The 18,007-nt window shown below is 37.3% G+C and carries 20 protein-coding genes and 1 pseudogene; 16 read left to right on the top strand and 5 right to left on the bottom strand.

Annotated features, from left to right (window positions below; all coding sequences use genetic code 11):
- The first annotated feature begins 113 nt into the window (after positions 1–113).
- From CCK98_RS35195 to CCK98_RS08740, 6 genes are all read left to right on the top strand, one after another.
- Entirely contained in the window at positions 114–260 is a 147-nt protein-coding gene (locus CCK98_RS35195) for a hypothetical protein (protein ID WP_179195749.1), read from the top strand.
- 106 nt (positions 261–366) lie between these two features.
- Complete coding sequence (locus CCK98_RS08720; protein ID WP_088086216.1) at positions 367–1,002, top strand: FMN-dependent NADH-azoreductase; 636 nt, start codon at positions 367–369, stop codon at positions 1,000–1,002.
- A 121-nt stretch (positions 1,003–1,123) separates the two neighbouring features.
- On the top strand, positions 1,124–1,909 hold the full coding sequence (locus tag CCK98_RS08725) for an SDR family oxidoreductase (RefSeq protein WP_088086217.1): 786 nt from the start codon (positions 1,124–1,126) through the stop codon (positions 1,907–1,909).
- Positions 1,910–2,000: 91 nt separating this feature from the next.
- Positions 2,001–2,474, top strand: a complete 474-nt coding sequence (locus CCK98_RS08730; RefSeq protein ID WP_088086218.1) for a hypothetical protein — start codon at positions 2,001–2,003, stop codon at positions 2,472–2,474.
- 198 nt (positions 2,475–2,672) lie between these two features.
- A complete protein-coding gene (locus CCK98_RS08735; RefSeq protein ID WP_256942540.1) occupies positions 2,673–3,527 on the top strand; it encodes an NAD(P)-dependent oxidoreductase in 855 nt (284 codons plus the stop codon).
- 67 nt (positions 3,528–3,594) lie between these two features.
- Positions 3,595–3,774: a hypothetical protein gene (locus CCK98_RS08740; RefSeq protein ID WP_088086220.1), complete on the top strand. Its 180-nt coding sequence runs from the start codon at positions 3,595–3,597 to the stop codon at positions 3,772–3,774.
- A 46-nt stretch (positions 3,775–3,820) separates the two neighbouring features.
- Here CCK98_RS08740 and CCK98_RS08745 read toward each other — a convergent pair whose 3' ends face one another.
- Both CCK98_RS08745 and CCK98_RS08750 read right to left on the bottom strand, forming a co-directional pair.
- A complete protein-coding gene (locus tag CCK98_RS08745; protein WP_088086221.1) occupies positions 3,821–4,975 on the bottom strand; it encodes an aminotransferase A in 1,155 nt (384 codons plus the stop codon).
- Positions 4,976–5,131: 156 nt separating this feature from the next.
- Positions 5,132–5,332 carry a hypothetical protein gene (locus CCK98_RS08750; RefSeq protein WP_088086222.1) on the bottom strand — a complete coding sequence of 67 codons (201 nt, stop codon included), beginning with the start codon at positions 5,330–5,332 and terminating at the stop codon, positions 5,132–5,134.
- 475 nt (positions 5,333–5,807) lie between these two features.
- Here CCK98_RS08750 and CCK98_RS08755 point away from each other — a divergent pair.
- Positions 5,808–6,325: pseudogene (locus CCK98_RS08755) on the top strand (transposase); the annotation flags it as partial.
- 310 nt (positions 6,326–6,635) lie between these two features.
- Here the strand turns inward: CCK98_RS08755 and CCK98_RS08765 are convergent.
- The 3 genes from CCK98_RS08765 to CCK98_RS08775 form a co-directional block, all read right to left on the bottom strand.
- Positions 6,636–7,112, bottom strand: coding sequence for a YkyB family protein (locus tag CCK98_RS08765; protein ID WP_088086223.1), 477 nt, complete (start codon positions 7,110–7,112; stop codon positions 6,636–6,638).
- Positions 7,113–7,501: 389 nt separating this feature from the next.
- Positions 7,502–8,374: a metallophosphoesterase gene (locus CCK98_RS08770; protein ID WP_088086224.1), complete on the bottom strand. Its 873-nt coding sequence runs from the start codon at positions 8,372–8,374 to the stop codon at positions 7,502–7,504.
- 505 nt (positions 8,375–8,879) lie between these two features.
- Complete coding sequence (locus CCK98_RS08775; protein WP_256942293.1) at positions 8,880–9,725, bottom strand: C39 family peptidase; 846 nt, start codon at positions 9,723–9,725, stop codon at positions 8,880–8,882.
- A gap of 139 nt (positions 9,726–9,864) precedes the next feature.
- Between CCK98_RS08775 and CCK98_RS08780 the strand changes: the two genes are divergently transcribed.
- The 9 genes from CCK98_RS08780 (at position 9,865) to CCK98_RS08820 (ending at position 18,005) form a co-directional block, all read left to right on the top strand.
- Entirely contained in the window at positions 9,865–11,076 is a 1,212-nt protein-coding gene (locus tag CCK98_RS08780) for an EAL-associated domain-containing protein (protein WP_088086225.1), read from the top strand.
- A 230-nt stretch (positions 11,077–11,306) separates the two neighbouring features.
- Positions 11,307–11,543 carry a YkuJ family protein gene (locus CCK98_RS08785; RefSeq protein ID WP_066252435.1) on the top strand — a complete coding sequence of 79 codons (237 nt, stop codon included), beginning with the start codon at positions 11,307–11,309 and terminating at the stop codon, positions 11,541–11,543.
- A 150-nt stretch (positions 11,544–11,693) separates the two neighbouring features.
- On the top strand, positions 11,694–12,137 hold the full coding sequence (gene cbpB, locus CCK98_RS08790) for a cyclic-di-AMP-binding protein CbpB (RefSeq protein WP_088086226.1): 444 nt from the start codon (positions 11,694–11,696) through the stop codon (positions 12,135–12,137).
- 55 nt (positions 12,138–12,192) lie between these two features.
- Complete coding sequence (locus tag CCK98_RS08795) at positions 12,193–13,704, top strand: MDR family MFS transporter (RefSeq protein ID WP_088086227.1); 1,512 nt, start codon at positions 12,193–12,195, stop codon at positions 13,702–13,704.
- Positions 13,705–13,737: 33 nt separating this feature from the next.
- Positions 13,738–14,625 carry a LysR family transcriptional regulator gene (locus CCK98_RS08800; RefSeq protein ID WP_088086228.1) on the top strand — a complete coding sequence of 296 codons (888 nt, stop codon included), beginning with the start codon at positions 13,738–13,740 and terminating at the stop codon, positions 14,623–14,625.
- A gap of 73 nt (positions 14,626–14,698) precedes the next feature.
- Positions 14,699–15,409: a 2,3,4,5-tetrahydropyridine-2,6-dicarboxylate N-acetyltransferase gene (dapD, locus tag CCK98_RS08805; protein ID WP_088086229.1), complete on the top strand. Its 711-nt coding sequence runs from the start codon at positions 14,699–14,701 to the stop codon at positions 15,407–15,409.
- 122 nt (positions 15,410–15,531) lie between these two features.
- Positions 15,532–16,665, top strand: coding sequence for an N-acetyldiaminopimelate deacetylase (locus CCK98_RS08810; protein ID WP_088086230.1), 1,134 nt, complete (start codon positions 15,532–15,534; stop codon positions 16,663–16,665).
- Between the two features lie 271 nt (positions 16,666–16,936).
- Entirely contained in the window at positions 16,937–17,485 is a 549-nt protein-coding gene (locus CCK98_RS08815) for a peroxiredoxin (RefSeq protein ID WP_088086231.1), read from the top strand.
- A 64-nt stretch (positions 17,486–17,549) separates the two neighbouring features.
- Positions 17,550–18,005 carry a TlpA disulfide reductase family protein gene (locus CCK98_RS08820; protein WP_088086232.1) on the top strand — a complete coding sequence of 152 codons (456 nt, stop codon included), beginning with the start codon at positions 17,550–17,552 and terminating at the stop codon, positions 18,003–18,005.
- Positions 18,006–18,007: the final 2 nt, after the last annotated feature.

Consider the following 18,007-nt stretch of genomic DNA (forward strand, 5'->3'; position numbering starts at 1 on the left):
ACTAATACATAGTACCTATTTTTCGACCAGTACTTTAGAATGATAGATGGACAGGAATAGGCAAGTATTTTATTGGACATGGTAAATTTGAAATGGTGGAGGTGAATGAAAGTATGGAACAAAAACCTGTACATTTTGATGGAAGTTCACTACTAGGTCAAGCAACCAATGAGGCATTGTTAAATGAACCATTCCAGTTGACTGATGAAATGAGAATTAACATTGGTCACAACCCTTACTCTCTTGATACAAATGAATAAATGATGCATGAAAAGGATTTGTCTTCGGGCAAATCCTTTTTGATTATTTTCTCTTATTTTAACTAATAATATTATTGTCTTTATTCAAAGGAAAGGTGGAGCTTAAATGGTACGTGTTTTGTATATCACGGCACATCCTCACAATGAAACACAGTCCTATAGTATGGCGGTAGGTAAGGAATTTATTGATAGCTATAAACAAATCAATTCCAGCCATGAGGTAATACATCTAGATTTGTATAAAGAACATATACCTCACATTGATGCAGATGTCTTTAGCGGCTGGGGAAAACTTCGTTCTGGTCAAAGCTTTGATGAATTAACAGCGGAAGAAAAGCAAAAGGTTGGCCGGCTTAACGAGTTAAGTGAGCAGTTTGTTAGTGCGGATAAATATGTGTTTGTCACGCCTTTATGGAATTTCTCATTTCCGCCAATTATGAAGGCATATCTTGATTCTGTATCAGTTGCGGGCAAGACATTTAAATATACGGAACAGGGCCCAATAGGACTTTTAACGGATAAAAAAGCATTGCATATTCAAGCCCGGGGTGGATTTTACTCAGAGGGGCCTGCAGCACAGATGGAAATGGGACACCGATATATCAGTGTGATGATGAGTTTCTTTGGAGTTCCATCCCTGGAGGGGCTGTTTGTGGAAGGCCATAATGCAATGCCTGACAAGGCTGAAGAAATAAAAGAAAATGCGATTGCACGTGCAAGGGATTTTGCACATTCATTCTAAAAACTCAGTATAGGTACAGAGGCAGATTAAATCTGTCTCTTTTTGTATGATTTTTTGGCAAGTATTTCCTCAATTTATCCTGTATACTAAGAATATATTTATGAAGGAGGAATTGTAAACAATGGAGTTGAATTTAACTGGTAAAACAGCTTTGGTGGTTGCTTCCAGCCAGGGCTTAGGGTTTGCAATAGCTGAACGATTAGTAAGAGAGGGAGCAAATGTTATGATTTCTGGCCGGGAAGAGGAAACGCTGAAACAAAAAGCAAGTCAGCTTGAATCTCTTGGTATGGGAAAGATAGCCTACCAAAAAACTGATATAACTAATGTAAATGATATTAATCAGCTGGTAAAAGTAACAGCAGAATCGTTTCAAAGAATTGATTTACTAGTTAATAATGCTGGAGGCCCTCCTGCAGGGGCGTTTGAGGAGTTATCAGATGAGGAATGGCAGAAGTCCTTTGAATTGAATTTATTATCATATGTTCGAATGATCCGGGCTTCATTGCCCTATTTAAAAGAGCAGGGCGGGAAAATTTTGAACATCGCCTCTACTTCGATTAAAGAACCAATTCCAGGCTTAATACTCTCGAATACATTTCGGACGGGAATAGTTGGACTAGCAAAAACTCTTGCTTCAGAACTGGCTCAATATAATATTCTTATTAATACCATTGCTCCTGGCCGGATTGCAACTGACCGTGTCAATCATTTAGATCAAGTAAATGCAGATAAACTTGGAGTCGATCGGGAAACTATCGCATTGCAAGCAAAGGAGGGAATTCCATTAAAGAGATACGGAACACCAGAGGAATTTGCAAATGTTGCAGCTTTCCTATTATCTGATGCTAATTCCTATATGACAGGCAGTTCGTTTTTAGTAGATGGAGGGATGATCAAAGCGATATAATAAGCCAATTGTTTTTTCCTATATTAACCTTTCTTTACGTTTATTACCGATGTATTATGGCTATGGTAAAAATATTAAGGGAGTGTTATAGATGCTGAAAAATATTCGATTCATTACTGTATTGATCTTAATAGTATGCAGTTCTTCTCTGCTAAGCGGCTGTAGTTTGCTTTTTTCCAATGAATTAATTGTAAACCGCTATGCCGACGCCTTGTTAACAAAAAATAATGAACTTCAATTCCGTTTTCGAATTAACAATGAAATATTAGCAGGGCAACAATTATATAAAGTGAAAGTTACGATTCACGATGATAAATTAGCTGCCGCAATCGGTAAACGAGAAATAGTATACGGAGAAGATCAAGTGTTGAACGGTGAATATTTAGAAGTAAAAGGAAAAGGTGAGAAATATATTTTTATGGATCCGTTGCCCCTAAGAGAAGATTTACATATTCTTGACCTTAAAAACATGATTGAAAAGGATAATGCTGTTTCGATTGAAGTGTTTAATAATCAAGAAGTATTCGGTCGAGCTTATTTAACAAATTTTTCTTCAGAGTTATAAAAAGTGATTATGTTCTCGGTTGAAAGGGCAAAATATATTTGTGCATAATTTTGGAGATGGAGCACGAAAACCGGAGCGACTGGGACGTTCCGGTTTTTTTATGCATAATTTTTTATCAAACTAAATTTAAATGCTAAAATATATAAGGAAAATTCCAAAGAGAGGGAAGATTAATTTGCTTACTCCAGAAATACGGTAATTGGATTTATTGGCACAGGCGTAATGGGAAAAAGTATGGCAGGACATTTATTAAAGGCGGGCTACTCTGCAGTTGTTTATTCAAGGACAAAGGAAAAAGCACAAGACCTATTGGATAATGGCGCAGTCTGGGCCGCAACGCCGAAAGAGGTAGCTGAAAAAGCATCTGTAACTTTCACAATGGTCGGCTATCCAACCGATGTGGAGGAAATATATTTCGGCGAAAATGGCTTAATTCACAATGGGACATCTGGAAGCTATCTTATCGATATGACAACCTCTTCTCCGTCACTTGCCATTAAAATTTATGAACAGGCTAAAAGGAAAGGAATTCAGGCGATTGATGCACCTGTTTCTGGTGGAGATGTAGGCGCAAAGGAAGCTAAACTCTCCATCATGGTTGGCGGTGAAAGTGAAGCATTTGAAGGGGTTCGTCCTATATTGGAGATGCTTGGAACTAACGTGGTTTACCAAGGCAAACCAGGTGCTGGCCAGCATACAAAAATGTGCAATCAAATTGCAATTGCTTCTAACATGATAGGTGTTTGTGAAGCAATTATATATGCTGAAAAAGCTGGGCTGGATCCAGAAAATGTCCTGAAAAGTATAACAACTGGAGCTGCTGGAAGCTGGTCTCTAAGCAATCTTGCACCAAGAATGTTAGCCGGAAATTTTGGACCTGGTTTTTACATAAAGCATTTTATAAAGGATATGAAAATAGCGATAGATGAAGCTGAACGAATGGGAATGGAAGTACCAGGTCTCTCATTAGCTAAATCTTTATACGACCAATTATCCGAAATGGGAGAAGAAAATAGCGGCACACATGCGCTTTATAAATATTGGAAGAACTAATAGTTGAATAAATTCCTCCCATCTTCTTGAAACTATAAGAGAAACCTTGAATTAGGAGGAATTGTTAATGGCTAAACGGACAAAAAAGAACGACGCGGAACAAAAAAACAAAAAGGGGTTTGATTCTGCAGTAGCGAACGAAGAATTCGCCAATGAATTTGGATCAGCTGCAGCAAATCAAGCACATAAAGAAAAAGCTAAAAAAGAAAAGGCTCCTAAAAACAATGGGAAATATAAAGGCCAATAATTTTTAAAATTAATACCCTCACATTAAATGTGAGGGTAAAATTCGTTTAATTCCAATTTCGTAAATATTGTTCCAGCCGATTTAGGCCAAGTTCTAATAATTCCATAGAACAAGCAAACGATAACCGGAAATAACCTTCTCCATATTCAGAAAAAGCACTGCCAGGTACGACGGCCACTTTTGTTTCTTGAACAAGATTAAGGGCAAAGTCAAAGCTGTTTAATGCGATGGTATCAGGAATTTTCACAAAGAAATAAAACGCTCCGTCCGGTTTGACGGCATCAAGTCCCATAGTAGATAATCGCTTGAAAACATAATCCCTTCTTTTTAAATATTCCTTTTTCATCACAATCGCATCATCAATACCTGTTGTAACGGCCGCCAAAGCTGCCTTTTGCGCAATCGAAGTGGCACAAGAAATGTTATATTGATGGACTTTTAAAATATGTTTGGTGATACCTTCAGGTGCAAATAAAAAGCCAATTCTCCATCCTGTCATTGAGTGGGACTTGGATAACCCATTTATTACGATGGTTTGTTCTTTTAGAAAGGAAGCAATCGATTGATGTGGCTGATCATAAGTAAGTTCGCTGTATATTTCATCAGCAAGGATAAAGATATCTTTATTCTTAATATATTCTGCTATTTCTCTTAGCTCTGACTCTGAGAGACTGACTCCAGTCGGGTTCGAAGGGTACGGGAGTACAATGCAGCGAGTTTTCTCAGTAATAAATGGTTTGATCATTTCTAATGTAAAGCGAAACTGGTTTCGGCGAATATCGACATGCACTGGAGTTGCCCCCATCATTCGAATAATTGGTTCATAGCCTGGATAAATTGGACCAGGTAATATGACCTCGGAACCTTCTATTAAAATAGACCGAAAAGCAATATCAATTGCCTCACTTGCCCCTGCAGTAACAATCACTTCTGATTCAGGCTTATAATGCAAACCATATTTTTTTTCTACAAAATTGCACGCCGCTTCCCTTAATTCAATCGTCCCTGCATTATGGGTATAGGAAGTAAAGTTTTGTTCAATTGCTGCAATACCTGCATTTTTTACATGTTCTGGGGTCGGGAAATCAGGTTGTCCAATTGTAAATGAAATCAGGTCATCAACATGCGCAACCATATTAAAAAACTTTCTAATTCCCGAGATTTCAATATCTTTTACTCGTTGATTAATTAAATGCTCCAATATTGTCCATCCTTCCGACAGGGTTTTATCTGTTATGAATATAATGATTATAGACTATTTTTATCTAAAGTTACCACTATGTAGAAATAAAAAACGATCTGAGTTTTTATCAGACCGCTTTTTGGGGAAAGGGAGTTTCATTCAAATTAAAGTTTTTTAATAACCATAGTCCCAGTCAACTTCGTCCTCGTGCAAAAAAACGGGTGACACAGAACCAAAATTAACTATTTTACTTTCCAGCATACAAGTACAATGCTCGCAGCCACATTGCTCTTTAATTTCTTCATAAATAGAATGATCAACATCTTCAATAAATGTAACGTTTTGTTCCTGAAAAAGAATCGCTGTTCCTTTCATTGGTCAAGCACCTCTTTTAAAAGTATATTCAACTAAAGATTATTTGACTTATAACTATATTGTAAATCCGCATTTATTTACCGTCTATATATTAGTGAGGTTGTTCACAAAATCATCACGAAGCATGAGAAAAAATAAGACAAATCAAAAAAGCCAAGGATGGCTTTCAGGCTGTCGAGAAACTTTCGGCAGCCTCTTATTTTCTACAATAACTTTAACAATTCACCGCGTTAATTTGTTATAATATTATTAATATATAGGCTTTGCAACATGTCTGTTGATTTGCGCTCCAGGCACTTCGCTTTCCGCGGGCGTGCCGGGGAGCCTCCTCGGCGCTGAAGCGCCTGCGGGGTCTCCCCTGCCCCGTACTCCCGCAGGAGTCTACGTGCCCTCCGCGCAAATCAACAGAGCTGTAAAATCAATAATGCACTGCTCTAAACACAACCAATCAATAAAAAATTAAGTGGTGAAATCTATGTTTAAACCAAGAGTATCTACCCAAAGTGAATATGAATTTGTTTCTCTTGATGAATTGGTTCCTGACAATCACCTTCTTCGTTTAATCGATAAATATATTGATCTTTCATTTCTTCTTGAAAAGATGCGTCCTTATTATAGTGATGATAACGGACGCCCTTCCGATCCGAGCGACAATTACAAAGAGAAATTGAAATGAATGTTGCCTACCGCTGGTTTTTAGGCCTGAAATTTAAGGATCCTGTTCCACATCACTCAACGATTAGTTGGAATCGCCAACATCGTTTTAAAGGTTCCGATATCTTTCAGGAAATATTTGATGAGATTGTTCTCCTGGCAATGAATCACAAGATGGTAGGTGGTCGTGTCTTATTTTCGGATTCTACTCATTTAAAGGCTAACGCTAATAAACATAAATTCACAAAACAAGAAATTGAAGTAGAGACTCGTGAATATTTTGATGAATTGAATAAAGCCGTAGAAGAGGACAGATTAGCTCACGGAAAAAAGCCGTTATAGGAAAGGGAACGGGCTTCGCTATTGCCGGTTACGGGGATTGAAGAAAGCAAGCGAACAGGCTCTCCTTACGGTAGCCTGCCAAAATATGAAAAAGATTGCAACACAATTAGCAAGGCTAGAAAAAGTGTGTTGCAATTCTTTAGGTTGATTACCTCCCCGGCACGCCCTCGGAAAGCGAAGTGCCTAGAGCGGAAATCAACAGGCCCATTAGCAGGTACAATGAATAATTAAATGCTGAGAATAAAAGATTGCCGAGAAAAATACCCTTTCTCGACAATCTGAAAGCCAAGGATGGCTTTTTTGCTTTTTAAGAGTACCTTTCGCCTAATTTTTTAAAAATAGGTTTTTGGTAAGTTTTGCTCTTTTTATGATTGCTTGGGGGTTGATCGAGTTCTGAGATGCCAGTATATAGTTGAAGTAAGGCTTTTGATGAATTAAGTGAGAGTGTTGCCTTTGGATTTCGCACCCGTTCATCTAACTTTCCAAAATGAGGTAGTTCAAGAAAATCTGATTTAGTTGGAGGAATATGAAATGTGTATCTTCCACATTCAACAAGGACATCAGACTGCTGCTGACTATTTCGCGGATTTCCTGAAAAATGAAGACCAACTTTTTTTGCTTTGCCTTCTTCAATCAATTTTTTTAACGTTTCTTGTTTCAATCTGTACAATAATTTGGGATTTGTAGCCGTTTTTGCATGGCGATTCACAATAAAGATAGCTTGAGCGAGGTTTTCGATGGTTAGATTTAAATTTATTAGGGGGCCTTTCTGATCATAATTCAAAATATGTTCTCCTTTCAGTTATATAAAACATCTATATTATACCCCTTTTTTTAAGAAATAGGAATAATCCAGTGCATCTTTTTGGCTACTATGATAAGAAAATGATAAAAATTCTTCTAATCTTACGAATAAAAGAAAGTTTAGACTGTTAACCTAATCCTACACTATAAAAAGAATTAAAAGAAATTTTCGTGAAATAATCTTTATTTTCTATAAATTACTTTCTTTCAGAAAATTTAATTGTAAAATAGAAATAAAAGAAAGTAAAAACATTATTTGTAAATTATAAGATCTTTTCAAGAAAGCTCTTTTTGTGAAAGCACCGATGGAATAGAATGCTAGGCTGTATAAAAAAACCTTATCTATTGCTGATAAGGTTTTTTCGTTTTCTACTTTTCTGATTTTAGAGTAAAGACAGTTAATTCAGGTTTTGACATAAAGCGAAAGGGGAGACGTGTTGTGCCAATTCCTCTATTTACATATAGTGAGAGGGGATTATGCTCACCGATTGAATAAAGACCCTCTGGATATATTTGGCCAAAGGGAGGAGTCACAAGAGCCCCTAAAAATGGGATTTTAATCTGTCCTCCATGGCTATGACCACTTAGCTGCCATTGGACTGGATACAATGAAGCTGTTTCTGCAAGATCGGGTGCATGGGATAATAATATTTTAAACGAATTTTTAGGCACATTTTTTAAAGTCAAAGGTAAATTAGGATTCCCTAGCATCGCATCATCAATCCCAAGCAGATAGATTATGCTTCCATCACTTAATTTAATTGGTGCTGAATCATTCAAAAGTACGGAAAAATCAGTTGTTTCCATAATATTTCGGTAAATATCAGAGCCATAGCCGCCATGATCATGATTACCAAAAATGCAGTATTTTCCAAGCGGAGCCTGTAATTTCTTCAAAATAGGCATCAGTTTATTAATTTCTGTATATTGGTTTGGCTCGTCCATTAAATCTCCAGTAAATAAAATAATGTCTGGCTTAAGACTATTAATTTTTTTAACTAATTGATTAAATTGATGAAGATTATATTGAAAACCAAGGTGGGTATCACTAAATTGAATCATTTTTATTCCATCAAAGCTGTTAGGGATTAGTGGATGTTTGATTTGAAGTTCTTGAATATCGAGTAATGAGGGTTCAATTCGATTGGCATAAAGATAGCCTCCCGAACTTAATCCGAGAACGGTAAGAAATGAACCCAATGTTCGTTTTAGAAAGGTTCTCCTCGTCTGATTTTTAGCCATTTTTTCAACCAACCTATCTTTTATTCGCCTTCAAAAAAAGAAGGGTCCCTTTGTATTTTCATTAAAAACTTTCGATAATGCAAGTGAAAAGGTCCATTGTTATTTCTTATTCAATAAAAAATAAAACATGCATAAAAAGCAGCCAACAATGTGGCTGCTCAGGCTGTCGAGAAACTTTCGACAGCCTCATATTTTCTACAATAACTTTAACAATTCACTGCGTTAGTTCGTTATAATGTTATTAATATATAGTCTTTGCAACATGTCTGTTGATTTGCGCGGAAGGCACGCAGACTCCTACGGGCGTACGGGGCAGGGGAGACCCCGCAGGCGCTTCAGCGACGAGGAGGCTCCCCGGTACGCCCGCGGAAAGCGAAGTGCCTAGAGCGGAAATCAAAAGGCCCATTAGCAGGTACAATGAATAATTAAATGCTGAGAATAAAAAATTGCCGAGAAAAATACCCTTTCTCGACAATCTGAGCAGGCAACAATGTGGCTGCTTTTCCTACTTATAACTTACGGCACGGCTTTTTAATGCTTTCCAAGAAGAAATAAATTGTTGTTTACCTACTCTTACTTGTTTTTTTCCAGAAAGTGGATCGTTTAAATAGATATAATTCGTGTCATAACCAACTAAGACGACAGCATGTAGATCAAGCGGTGTTTTAATGTATTGTTTCCCGTGATACCAGCCCTCCCAACGGTCTGGAAGACGGTAATCCCCGGTTGTCCATACAACCACTGGATATCCGGCAGAAACATGCTCTAAGACCCGTTCAAATGGCATGTTTGTTAAATTAATGGCTCTTCCAGGGAGCTTTTGGTTGATTAGGGCAATCATCGGTTGGTCAAAGACTGCATACCCTGCTCTTCTGCCTGTCATATCCCCAACAAAACCATCTGCTGGGTTTCCCCAACGTACTATATCTCCCTTTGGAGATCTAATGAGCGGGTCTACATCCTTTCGGATAGACCGGTATAAATCCATTTTACTTGTTTTAACACCTGCAAAATTTAGCACCATTGCTAGGCTTGTGACTTCACAGCCGTATCTAAGTTCAGGGTTTTGCTTAATTAATACCACATTTAGCATAGCAGAATTCTTTTTGGGAGTAGTACTAACCGAATCACTCTTATTGACTTCATTTTTTCCATAAATCACTTGTTGATTAAGTTCTTTTATTGTAAATCGTTTATTTTCAAAATCGACGGATGATGTGGATTGAGTATTCTCTTTCACGGATATCGTGGAAAGAGGCTGTTTACTTTCTGTGCTAGGATGTGTATCAGCATTAAAGTGGCTGCATCCAAGCATGGGAAGGATCGAAGCTAATAAGCAAAGTTTTTTCAATACTTATCCTCCTTATATAACAGCGTAGGTATAGGATATGATTGTTTATAAGCGACTATAATGGTATCCTTTTGGAAAAGAACGAGAATCCGTCGTTTTGCGTATGGTATAATGAGAAAAAAATTTTGGAGGTACTTGGATGGATGCATTGGAAATACTATCGGATCTTGAAAATGTATTTCCCTATTTTCAACCGATTATTAGTGCCGATGAACAACGCATAATTGCTTATGAGGTATTGGGGAGATATGAATCTGAAGGGAATATTATTAGTTTAGGGAACTTTTTTCAGGATGATCAAATTCCAGATGAATATAAGTATGAAGTGGATTTGTTAATAGTCAAAATGGCACTTGAAAAAGCATTAGATCTAGATGAGGATGTAAGTATTTTTCTGAACCGGAATGCTGATTTATTAATGTATGGACATGGTGAACCCTTTTTACAAGAGCTCCTCTCATTTGAAAAAAAGGGCTTGATGTTAAATCGGATAGTTCTGGAAATTTCAGATCGAAATTATACAGGGGATTTAGACCAATTTGATCACTTATTGCAATATTATCGAACTTATGGGATTAAAATAGCGATAGCAAGAATTGACAGTGAAAGTAACTATTTTGAACGAATAGGACAACTTGAACCAGATATACTGAAAATTAACCTACAGGCCTTAAAATCGACGTCAACAGGTATAAATTATCACGATGTCTTGTTTACTTTGTCTCTTTTGGCAAGGAAAATAGGTGCTACACTCTTGTTTGAAAATATAGAGATGAGCTACCAACTGCAGTTTGCATGGAAAAATGGCGGTCGATATTATCAAGGTTATTATTTACACCCGCCAGCAGCAGAGTTCATTCAACGTGATTTCCTAAAGGATCGCTTAAAAGAGAAGTTTCATGACTTTATCTCATATGAAAAAAAGAAATTAGAAGCAGTTTATACCACTGCAGAATTTTTTCAAGCAAAAGTTCAAGAAATTGTTATTAAGAACAGAAATGCCACTTATCAAAACCTTTTTCAAGTACTAATAAAAGAATTGGATCAGATTGCCTTTAGAATGTATGTTTGTGATGAGGACGGCTTCCAGAAATCTGCCAATATATTTAAAGGAAAAGAGGGTTGGAGCATTCAATCCGAGTACATTCAAAAAAATTGGAGTTGGCGTCCTTACTTTTTAGAAAATATTATCAAAATGAGAAATGAACGAAAAGGAATCTTATCTGATTTATATTGTGATATTGATACTGGGGAAACGATTCGTACTTTTTCATTCCCAATGAATGGGGAGGATTATTTGTTTATCGATATATCCTATCAATATTTATTCCAACATGATCAATTACTTTAAAATAGACAGAAATTGCTAGCTTTTATCTTCTTTTTTAGGGAAGTGTATTAAAAAATTCCTTATTTTTTTATTTTTACTTGGACAAATGGACAGCGTTATTTTATTCTTTTAATATTGGCATAAAAATATTGCGGTTGGAAAATTATGAAAGTAATCCACTCGGATAGAAAAATGCCAAATGAGAAACATAATTGTAGATGTTTTTTTGGGTTTGAAAGGAGACGGAGCATATGTCACAGCTTCAAGGTATATTAACAAGATTAAAAAATCTTCAGGAACAAGCTAATAGTGGTGAGCCAGCACAACGCTATTTCGAGGTAAACGGTGATAGAAAGTGTCAAGTAACATTTCATCCGAAAACGGAGACATTTGAATTAGAAGTATATAATGAGAAGGAAAAACCAAAAAGATATCAATTTGATAATGTTGATATGATTACAATTGAAATTTTTGATTTGATTCAATAAGGAACCTTTAGGGTTCCTTTATTTTTCGTGTCAACGACTACGGAGGTTGTATTTAGGTTTCTAATTATACGTTACCAAAATTAGCACAGACTCCCGAATACTATGGTAGAATGTAACTGTAGAAAAACAAATTTTGAGGAGTTTTCGGCGATGATCAGTCTTCCCAACGGTGAATTTTTAAAATTAACAATAAAAGAATTAATGATCCCTTCCGAACGGGTAGCGCATGTCCAAATAGGTAATAATCTCGAACATGCCTTATTAGTTTTAACAAAAAGCGGGTATACGGCTATACCGGTCTTAGACCCTCATTACAAGCTTCATGGGTTAATTAGCACCCCGATTATTATGGATTCTATCCTAGGACTAGAAAGAATTGAATTTGAACAACTTGAGAAAAAACGTGTCGAAGAGGTCATGAAAGGCTCTATTCCACGAGTTAAAATTACTGCATCCTTAAAAAAATGTCTTGAATTACTTGTTAACCAACCATTTCTTTGTGTGGAGACTGAAGATGGATACTTTGAAGGAATTTTGCCAAGAAGTACGTTATTAAATCAATTAAATAAAATAATAAAAAAAAATGAAAAATGATGTATTTAGGCCCCCAAGCAGGGGGCTTGATTTTTTTTAAGTTTGAGGTGTAAATATGAGTACTTCTACTGAGAAGATATCCAAAGGAAAGTCCAACAGCAGGCAAACAAAAAAACCACTAGTTCTAGCCGCCGTAATGTTAGCGATGTTTATGGGGGCGATTGAAGCAACGATTGTTTCAACCGCAATGCCGGCAATTGTCGCTGATTTAGGCGGTTTTACACTATATAGCTGGGTATTCTCTGCGTACTTGTTAATGAATTCTGTAACCGTTCTTATTTATGGTAAATTATCTGACTTATTTGGTCGAAAACCAATTCTTACGATTGGAATATTAATTTTTTTATTTGGATCCATTCTTTGTGGATTCGCCACATCAATGAAAATGTTGATTATTTTTCGTTTGATTCAAGGATTTGGAGCAGGTGCTGTCACACCGATTGCAACAACAATAATTGGCGATATCTATACTGCAGAAGAACGGGCTAAAATTCAGGGTTACCTAGCTAGTGTATGGGGTATTTCCGCGATTACTGGACCTGCTGTCGGCGGCTTACTTGTCCAATATGTAAGTTGGCATTATGTATTCTGGATAAACATTCCGCTGGGGATTCTTTCTTTAGTAGGCCTATGGCTGTTTCTACATGAAAATGTCCAAAGGAAAAAACATCAAATAGATTATTTAGGTGCTATTTTGTTAACGATGACTATTTCTTCGTTAATGTTTATCCTTGTAGAAGGTGGGAGCCGCTTTGCATGGGGATCTTGGCAGTCGCTAAGCTTTTTTGCTTTCAGCGCTGTAACATTACTTGGGTTTGTATTTCAGGAAGCCCGTGCTAGTGAACCGGTTATGCCATTTTCAATTTGGAAGGAACGCTCCATTCTAATTGCCAATACTACGTCGCTTACTACGGGAATCATGTTAATTGGAATATCGAGCTTTTTACCTACATTTGTGCAAGGTGTTATGGAACAAACACCCATTGTTGCTGGTTTTACGTTGACAGCTATGTCAATTGGTTGGCCAATAGCATCCACACTTGCGGGACGGTTATTGATAACGATGGGTTATCGAAAAACATCTATTATCGGTGGTGTCTCGTTAATCATTGGCAGCATTGCTTTCTTGACGATGTCAGCCTCCTCAGGGCCTTTATGGGCAGCAGTGGGTTCTTTTTTCGTTGGATTAGGGATGGGCTTAACATCCACTGCCTTTATTGTCTCGATTCAAAGTACGGTAGGTTGGGAACAGAGAGGCATCGCAACTGCATCTAATATGTTTATGAGAAATCTTGGAAATACAATTGGTGCAGCATTACTGGGGGGAATCCTTAATAACAGGTTGAGTCAATATTTAAGCGAGAATGATCATTCCTTATCAATAGATGATGTCAATCTACTCTTAAAATCTGCTGAGCGAGAAAATCTCTCTGAATCAGTCCGGAGTTTCTTGCAGAATGGGCTAACCTTTTCCCTTCACTCTGTTTATTATGTTGTCTTCGCCTTGGCAATCATAAGTTTACTGTTAATATTTTTTATACCGAAAAAGAACGATAGCTCTGTGTAACTTCACAGAGCTTTTTTAAGGAGGGGAACAATCTTGTCCTCATTATCAGAATTTCAATTATTATCCGTTTTAGCGCAGGAGATGAATATGCGGAAGGCATCGGAACGGCTGTTTGTGTCACAGCCAGCCCTTTCGCAACGATTGCAAACTATCGAAAAAGATTGGGGAACGAAATTATTTATTCGCTCGCAAAAAGGTCTAGCTCTAACCCCCTCAGGTGAGCATGTCATCCAATTTGCAAATGAAGTACTAACTAAGCAAGAAAAGGTGCGTGAAACCATTCATTCCCTTCAATCAGGTGTGTCAGGTACTTTGAAGATTGCTGTTGCTTCGATTGTAGGCCAAAACTGGCTCCCACAGGTTTTAAAGAAATTTATTGATCGATATCCTCAAGCCAAAATTTCATTAGTAACTGGATGGAGCAGCGAAATATTAAAATGCTTATATGATGATCAAGTTCATATAGGGATTATCCGTGGTACACCCGATTGGAAAGGAATTAAGGTTCATTTATTTAACGATCCTCTATATTTAGTTGACAGGGAAATTACTAGTCCGGAACAAGTTTTAAATACGGACCGCCCCTTCATTCAATTTAAAAGTGATTCTAATTATTTCCAAGAAATTCAAGATTGGTGGATGCGCAATTTTAAGACTTCACCCAAGAGGACCGTTGTGGTTGATCAAATTGAGACATGCAAGCAGATGGCTTTCAATGGCATTGGCTACGCCATCCTGCCCGCCATAACATTAACTAAAGCAGAAAAGGAAATTTTCAAAATACCGCTTTTAAATGAGTATAATGAACCTCTAAAGCGTGATACATGGCTACTAGGCTATGAATCGGCCTTTCAATTAAAGCAAGTTTCAGCCTTTGTGGAATTAATTAAGGAGCATATCGCTGAATCTTCAGGAGATTAGGGTAGTTTTTCTTGTTTTCGTTTCTTTTGTTTGTTAAAGTATTTTTTAGTACGAATACATAGGGGGTAAAATAATGAAGATGATGGATGCAAATGAAATTATTTCTTTTATTCAAAATAGTAAAAAATCTACACCTGTAAAGGTTTATTTAAAAGGTGAATTAGCAGGAATTGATTTTGGAAACAATACAAAAACTTTTATTAATGGAAATACGGGTATCATTTTTGGTGAATGGTCTGAAATTAATGAAGTGTTAGAAGCACATAAAGAAAAAATTGAAGATCAAGTGGTTGAAAATGACCGTCGTAATTCTGCAATCCCATTGTTAGATAATAAGTATATTAATGCCCGAATTGAACCAGGTGTTACTATTCGTGACCAAGTGGAAATCGGTGATAATGCCGTTATTATGATGGGAGCCGTTATCAATATCGGTGCCGTTATTGGTGAAAAATCGATGATTGATATGGGTGTTGTTCTAGGTGGAAGGGCTACTGTCGGGAAGAATTGTCATATTGGGGCGGGAACTGTCTTGGCCGGTGTTATTGAACCACCATCTGCGAAGCCTGTTATTATTGAGGATGATGTTCTTATTGGAGCGAATGCCGTTGTTCTTGAAGGGGTTACAGTTGGAACAGGTTCAGTAGTCGCTGCAGGTGCAGTAGTCACTCAAGATGTTGCTCCTTATACAGTTGTAGCAGGGATGCCGGCAAGAAAAATTAAAGATATTGATGAAAAAACGAAGTCAAAAACTGAAATAATGCAGGAACTTCGTCAACTTTAAAAGCCCGCTTCCTTTGCCCGAAGTACTCTAGCCGCTGGGCGCTGGAGCTAGATAGTTCTCTAAGTATAAGCAGAAAAGCGTGGAGCATATCCACGCTTCTTTTTTAAAAGGAGAGTTAATAAATGAATCCATTGATTAAAATCCGCCGTGACCTTCATCAAATTCCAGAAATAGGATTTCAAGAGTTTGAGACACAAGCCTATTTATTGTCTTACCTTGAGTCTTTACCACAAGATCGTATCACGATAAAAAAATGGGAGACAGGGTTGTTTGTAAAGGTTCATGGCTTAAATCCCCAAAAAACGATTGGTTATAGAACAGACATCGATGGACTTCCAATTAGCGAAGAAACAGGATTACCTTTCGCATCGACCCACGATGGAAAGATGCATGCATGTGGGCATGATTTCCACATGAGCATCGCTCTTGGGGTACTAACTTATTTTACGAATAACCCAATTGCAGACGACCTTTTGTTTGTTTTTCAACCTGCAGAGGAAGGACCTGGCGGAGCGGAACCGATGTTAAAATCAGAAGAAATGCTTGAATGGATGCCTGACCTGATTTTTGCCTTACATATTGCACCAGAGTATCCTGTTGGAACTATCGCGGTTAAGGAAGGGTTACTATTTGCTAATACTTCTGAACTGTTTATTGATCTAAAGGGTAAGGGCGGGCATGCCGCTAGACCTCACGAAACGAATGATATGGTTGTCGCAGCATGTACATTGGTAAATCAGCTGCAAACGATTGTGTCAAGGAATGTCGACCCCTTAGATAGTGCGGTTATAACGATTGGAAAAATCACTGGCGGTACCGTTCAAAATATTATTGCTGAAAATGCAAGGCTTGAGGGAACCATCAGGACGCTTTCTGCTGAATCGATGAAAAAGGTTAAACATCGCATTGAGGCGCTTGTGAAGGGAATCGAGGCAGGTTTTGAATGTGAAACTGTCATTGATTATGGTTCGATGTATCATCAAGTCTATAATACTGAATCTATTACAAGAGATTTTATGAAATATCTTCAAAACGAAACAAATGTTGAAGTAATCGAGTGCAAGGAAGCGATGACGGGAGAAGACTTTGGGTATATGCTTAAAGAGATTCCTGGGCTTATGTTTTGGCTGGGTGTGGATTCGCCCTATGGTTTACACCATTCAAAATTAAATCCACAAGAAGGTGCGATTGAAGTAGCTGTTAAAGTAATGACAAGCTATATCTCTAATCTAGGGAATAGATTAAATCTTAAATAAGAAGGCGTTTTATTTTGTTCAGTTTAGCAATCATGATAAAATTAAAGAGAATTATAAGGGAAATTGTTACATATCGTCGATTATTATCACACAATTAGGGAAAACTTATGAAGGGGAAATAAGGTTATAATTAATAATAAGTATTTAATTAAATTAATTATAATTTAATATTGACTCAAAATAAGATGTGTCCTATAATTAGAATTGTGAAAAGGATAGCAAATGAGAAATGCTATAAATACTCATTTATTAATTATTTGGAGGGATTTGAATGCCAGAACGTATGGTAGGTAAACAAGCACCACGCTTTGAAATGGATGCTGTAATGCCAAACAAAGAATTTAAAAAAGTAAGTTTAGAAGAAAACATGAAAAACGATAAATGGACTGTGTTGTTCTTTTATCCAATGGACTTTACATTTGTTTGTCCAACTGAAATTACAGCGATGTCCGATCGTTATGAAGAGTTTGATGATTTAGATGCAGTTATCGTTGGTGCTTCTACTGACACAATCCACACTCATCTTGCTTGGATTAAAACAGATCGCAAAGAAAATGGTCTTGGCGATTTAAACTATCCTCTTGCTGCAGATACTAACCACGTGGTAGCTCGTGATTATGGAGTATTAATTGAAGAAGAAGGTATCGCACTTCGCGGTTTATTCATTATCGATCCTGAGGGTGAATTAAAGTATTCTGTTGTAAATCACAACAATATCGGCCGAGACGTGGATGAAACTTTACGTGTTCTTCAAGCGTTACAAACTGGCGGTCTTTGCCCAGCAAACTGGAAGCCTGGACAAGCTACATTGAATGTATAATTTGTACAAAACAGATAGACCTAACCTTTTAAAGTGTTAGGTCTTTTTAATAGGGGGATTATCGATGAAATTACGTGAACCTATGCCAGAGTTAACTGGGGCAACTGAATGGTTAAACGGTGAAGTGACAAGAGCAGACCTAATCGGAGAAAAACCAACATTGCTTCATTTTTGGTCGATAAGCTGCCATCTTTGTAAGGAAGCGATGCCGCAGGTAAATCAATTCCGGGATGATTTTAAGGACAAGTTAAATGTGGTTGCTGTTCATATGCCGCGTTCTGAAAACGACCTTAACCTAGATGAAATTAAACAAGTGGCAGCTGAGCATGGAATCAATCAACCGATTTTTGTCGACAGTGATCACAAGTTGACAGAAGCCCTTGAAAATCAATATGTACCAGCTTATTATGTATTTGACAAAGAAGGCAAGCTCCGCCATTTCCAAGCAGGCGGAAGTGGCATGAAAATGCTCGAGAAGCGTGTAAACCGAGTGTTGGATGAATTGGAAAAAACAGAATAAAA

It is taken from the genome of Bacillus sp. OV166 (assembly GCF_900177675.1).
Classification (GTDB): Bacteria; Bacillota; Bacilli; order Bacillales; family Cytobacillaceae; genus Neobacillus.

What these genes read in the sequence shown, in the direction of transcription:
- CCK98_RS35195 (WP_179195749.1), top strand. Translation starts at nt 114, where the DNA reads ATGGAACAAAAACCTGTACATTTTGATGGAAGTTCACTACTAGGTCAA.
- CCK98_RS08720 (WP_088086216.1), top strand. Translation starts at nt 367, where the DNA reads ATGGTACGTGTTTTGTATATCACGGCACATCCTCACAATGAAACACAG.
- CCK98_RS08725 (WP_088086217.1), top strand. Translation starts at nt 1,124, where the DNA reads ATGGAGTTGAATTTAACTGGTAAAACAGCTTTGGTGGTTGCTTCCAGC.
- CCK98_RS08730 (WP_088086218.1), top strand. Translation starts at nt 2,001, where the DNA reads ATGCTGAAAAATATTCGATTCATTACTGTATTGATCTTAATAGTATGC.
- CCK98_RS08740 (WP_088086220.1), top strand. Translation starts at nt 3,595, where the DNA reads ATGGCTAAACGGACAAAAAAGAACGACGCGGAACAAAAAAACAAAAAG.
- CCK98_RS08750 (WP_088086222.1), bottom strand. Translation starts at nt 5,332, where the DNA reads ATGAAAGGAACAGCGATTCTTTTTCAGGAACAAAACGTTACATTTATT.
- CCK98_RS08770 (WP_088086224.1), bottom strand. Translation starts at nt 8,374, where the DNA reads ATGGCTAAAAATCAGACGAGGAGAACCTTTCTAAAACGAACATTGGGT.
- CCK98_RS08780 (WP_088086225.1), top strand. Translation starts at nt 9,865, where the DNA reads ATGGATGCATTGGAAATACTATCGGATCTTGAAAATGTATTTCCCTAT.
- CCK98_RS08785 (WP_066252435.1), top strand. Translation starts at nt 11,307, where the DNA reads ATGTCACAGCTTCAAGGTATATTAACAAGATTAAAAAATCTTCAGGAA.
- cbpB (WP_088086226.1), top strand. Translation starts at nt 11,694, where the DNA reads ATGATCAGTCTTCCCAACGGTGAATTTTTAAAATTAACAATAAAAGAA.
- CCK98_RS08795 (WP_088086227.1), top strand. Translation starts at nt 12,193, where the DNA reads ATGAGTACTTCTACTGAGAAGATATCCAAAGGAAAGTCCAACAGCAGG.
- dapD (WP_088086229.1), top strand. Translation starts at nt 14,699, where the DNA reads ATGAAGATGATGGATGCAAATGAAATTATTTCTTTTATTCAAAATAGT.
- CCK98_RS08810 (WP_088086230.1), top strand. Translation starts at nt 15,532, where the DNA reads ATGAATCCATTGATTAAAATCCGCCGTGACCTTCATCAAATTCCAGAA.
- CCK98_RS08815 (WP_088086231.1), top strand. Translation starts at nt 16,937, where the DNA reads ATGCCAGAACGTATGGTAGGTAAACAAGCACCACGCTTTGAAATGGAT.
- CCK98_RS08820 (WP_088086232.1), top strand. Translation starts at nt 17,550, where the DNA reads ATGAAATTACGTGAACCTATGCCAGAGTTAACTGGGGCAACTGAATGG.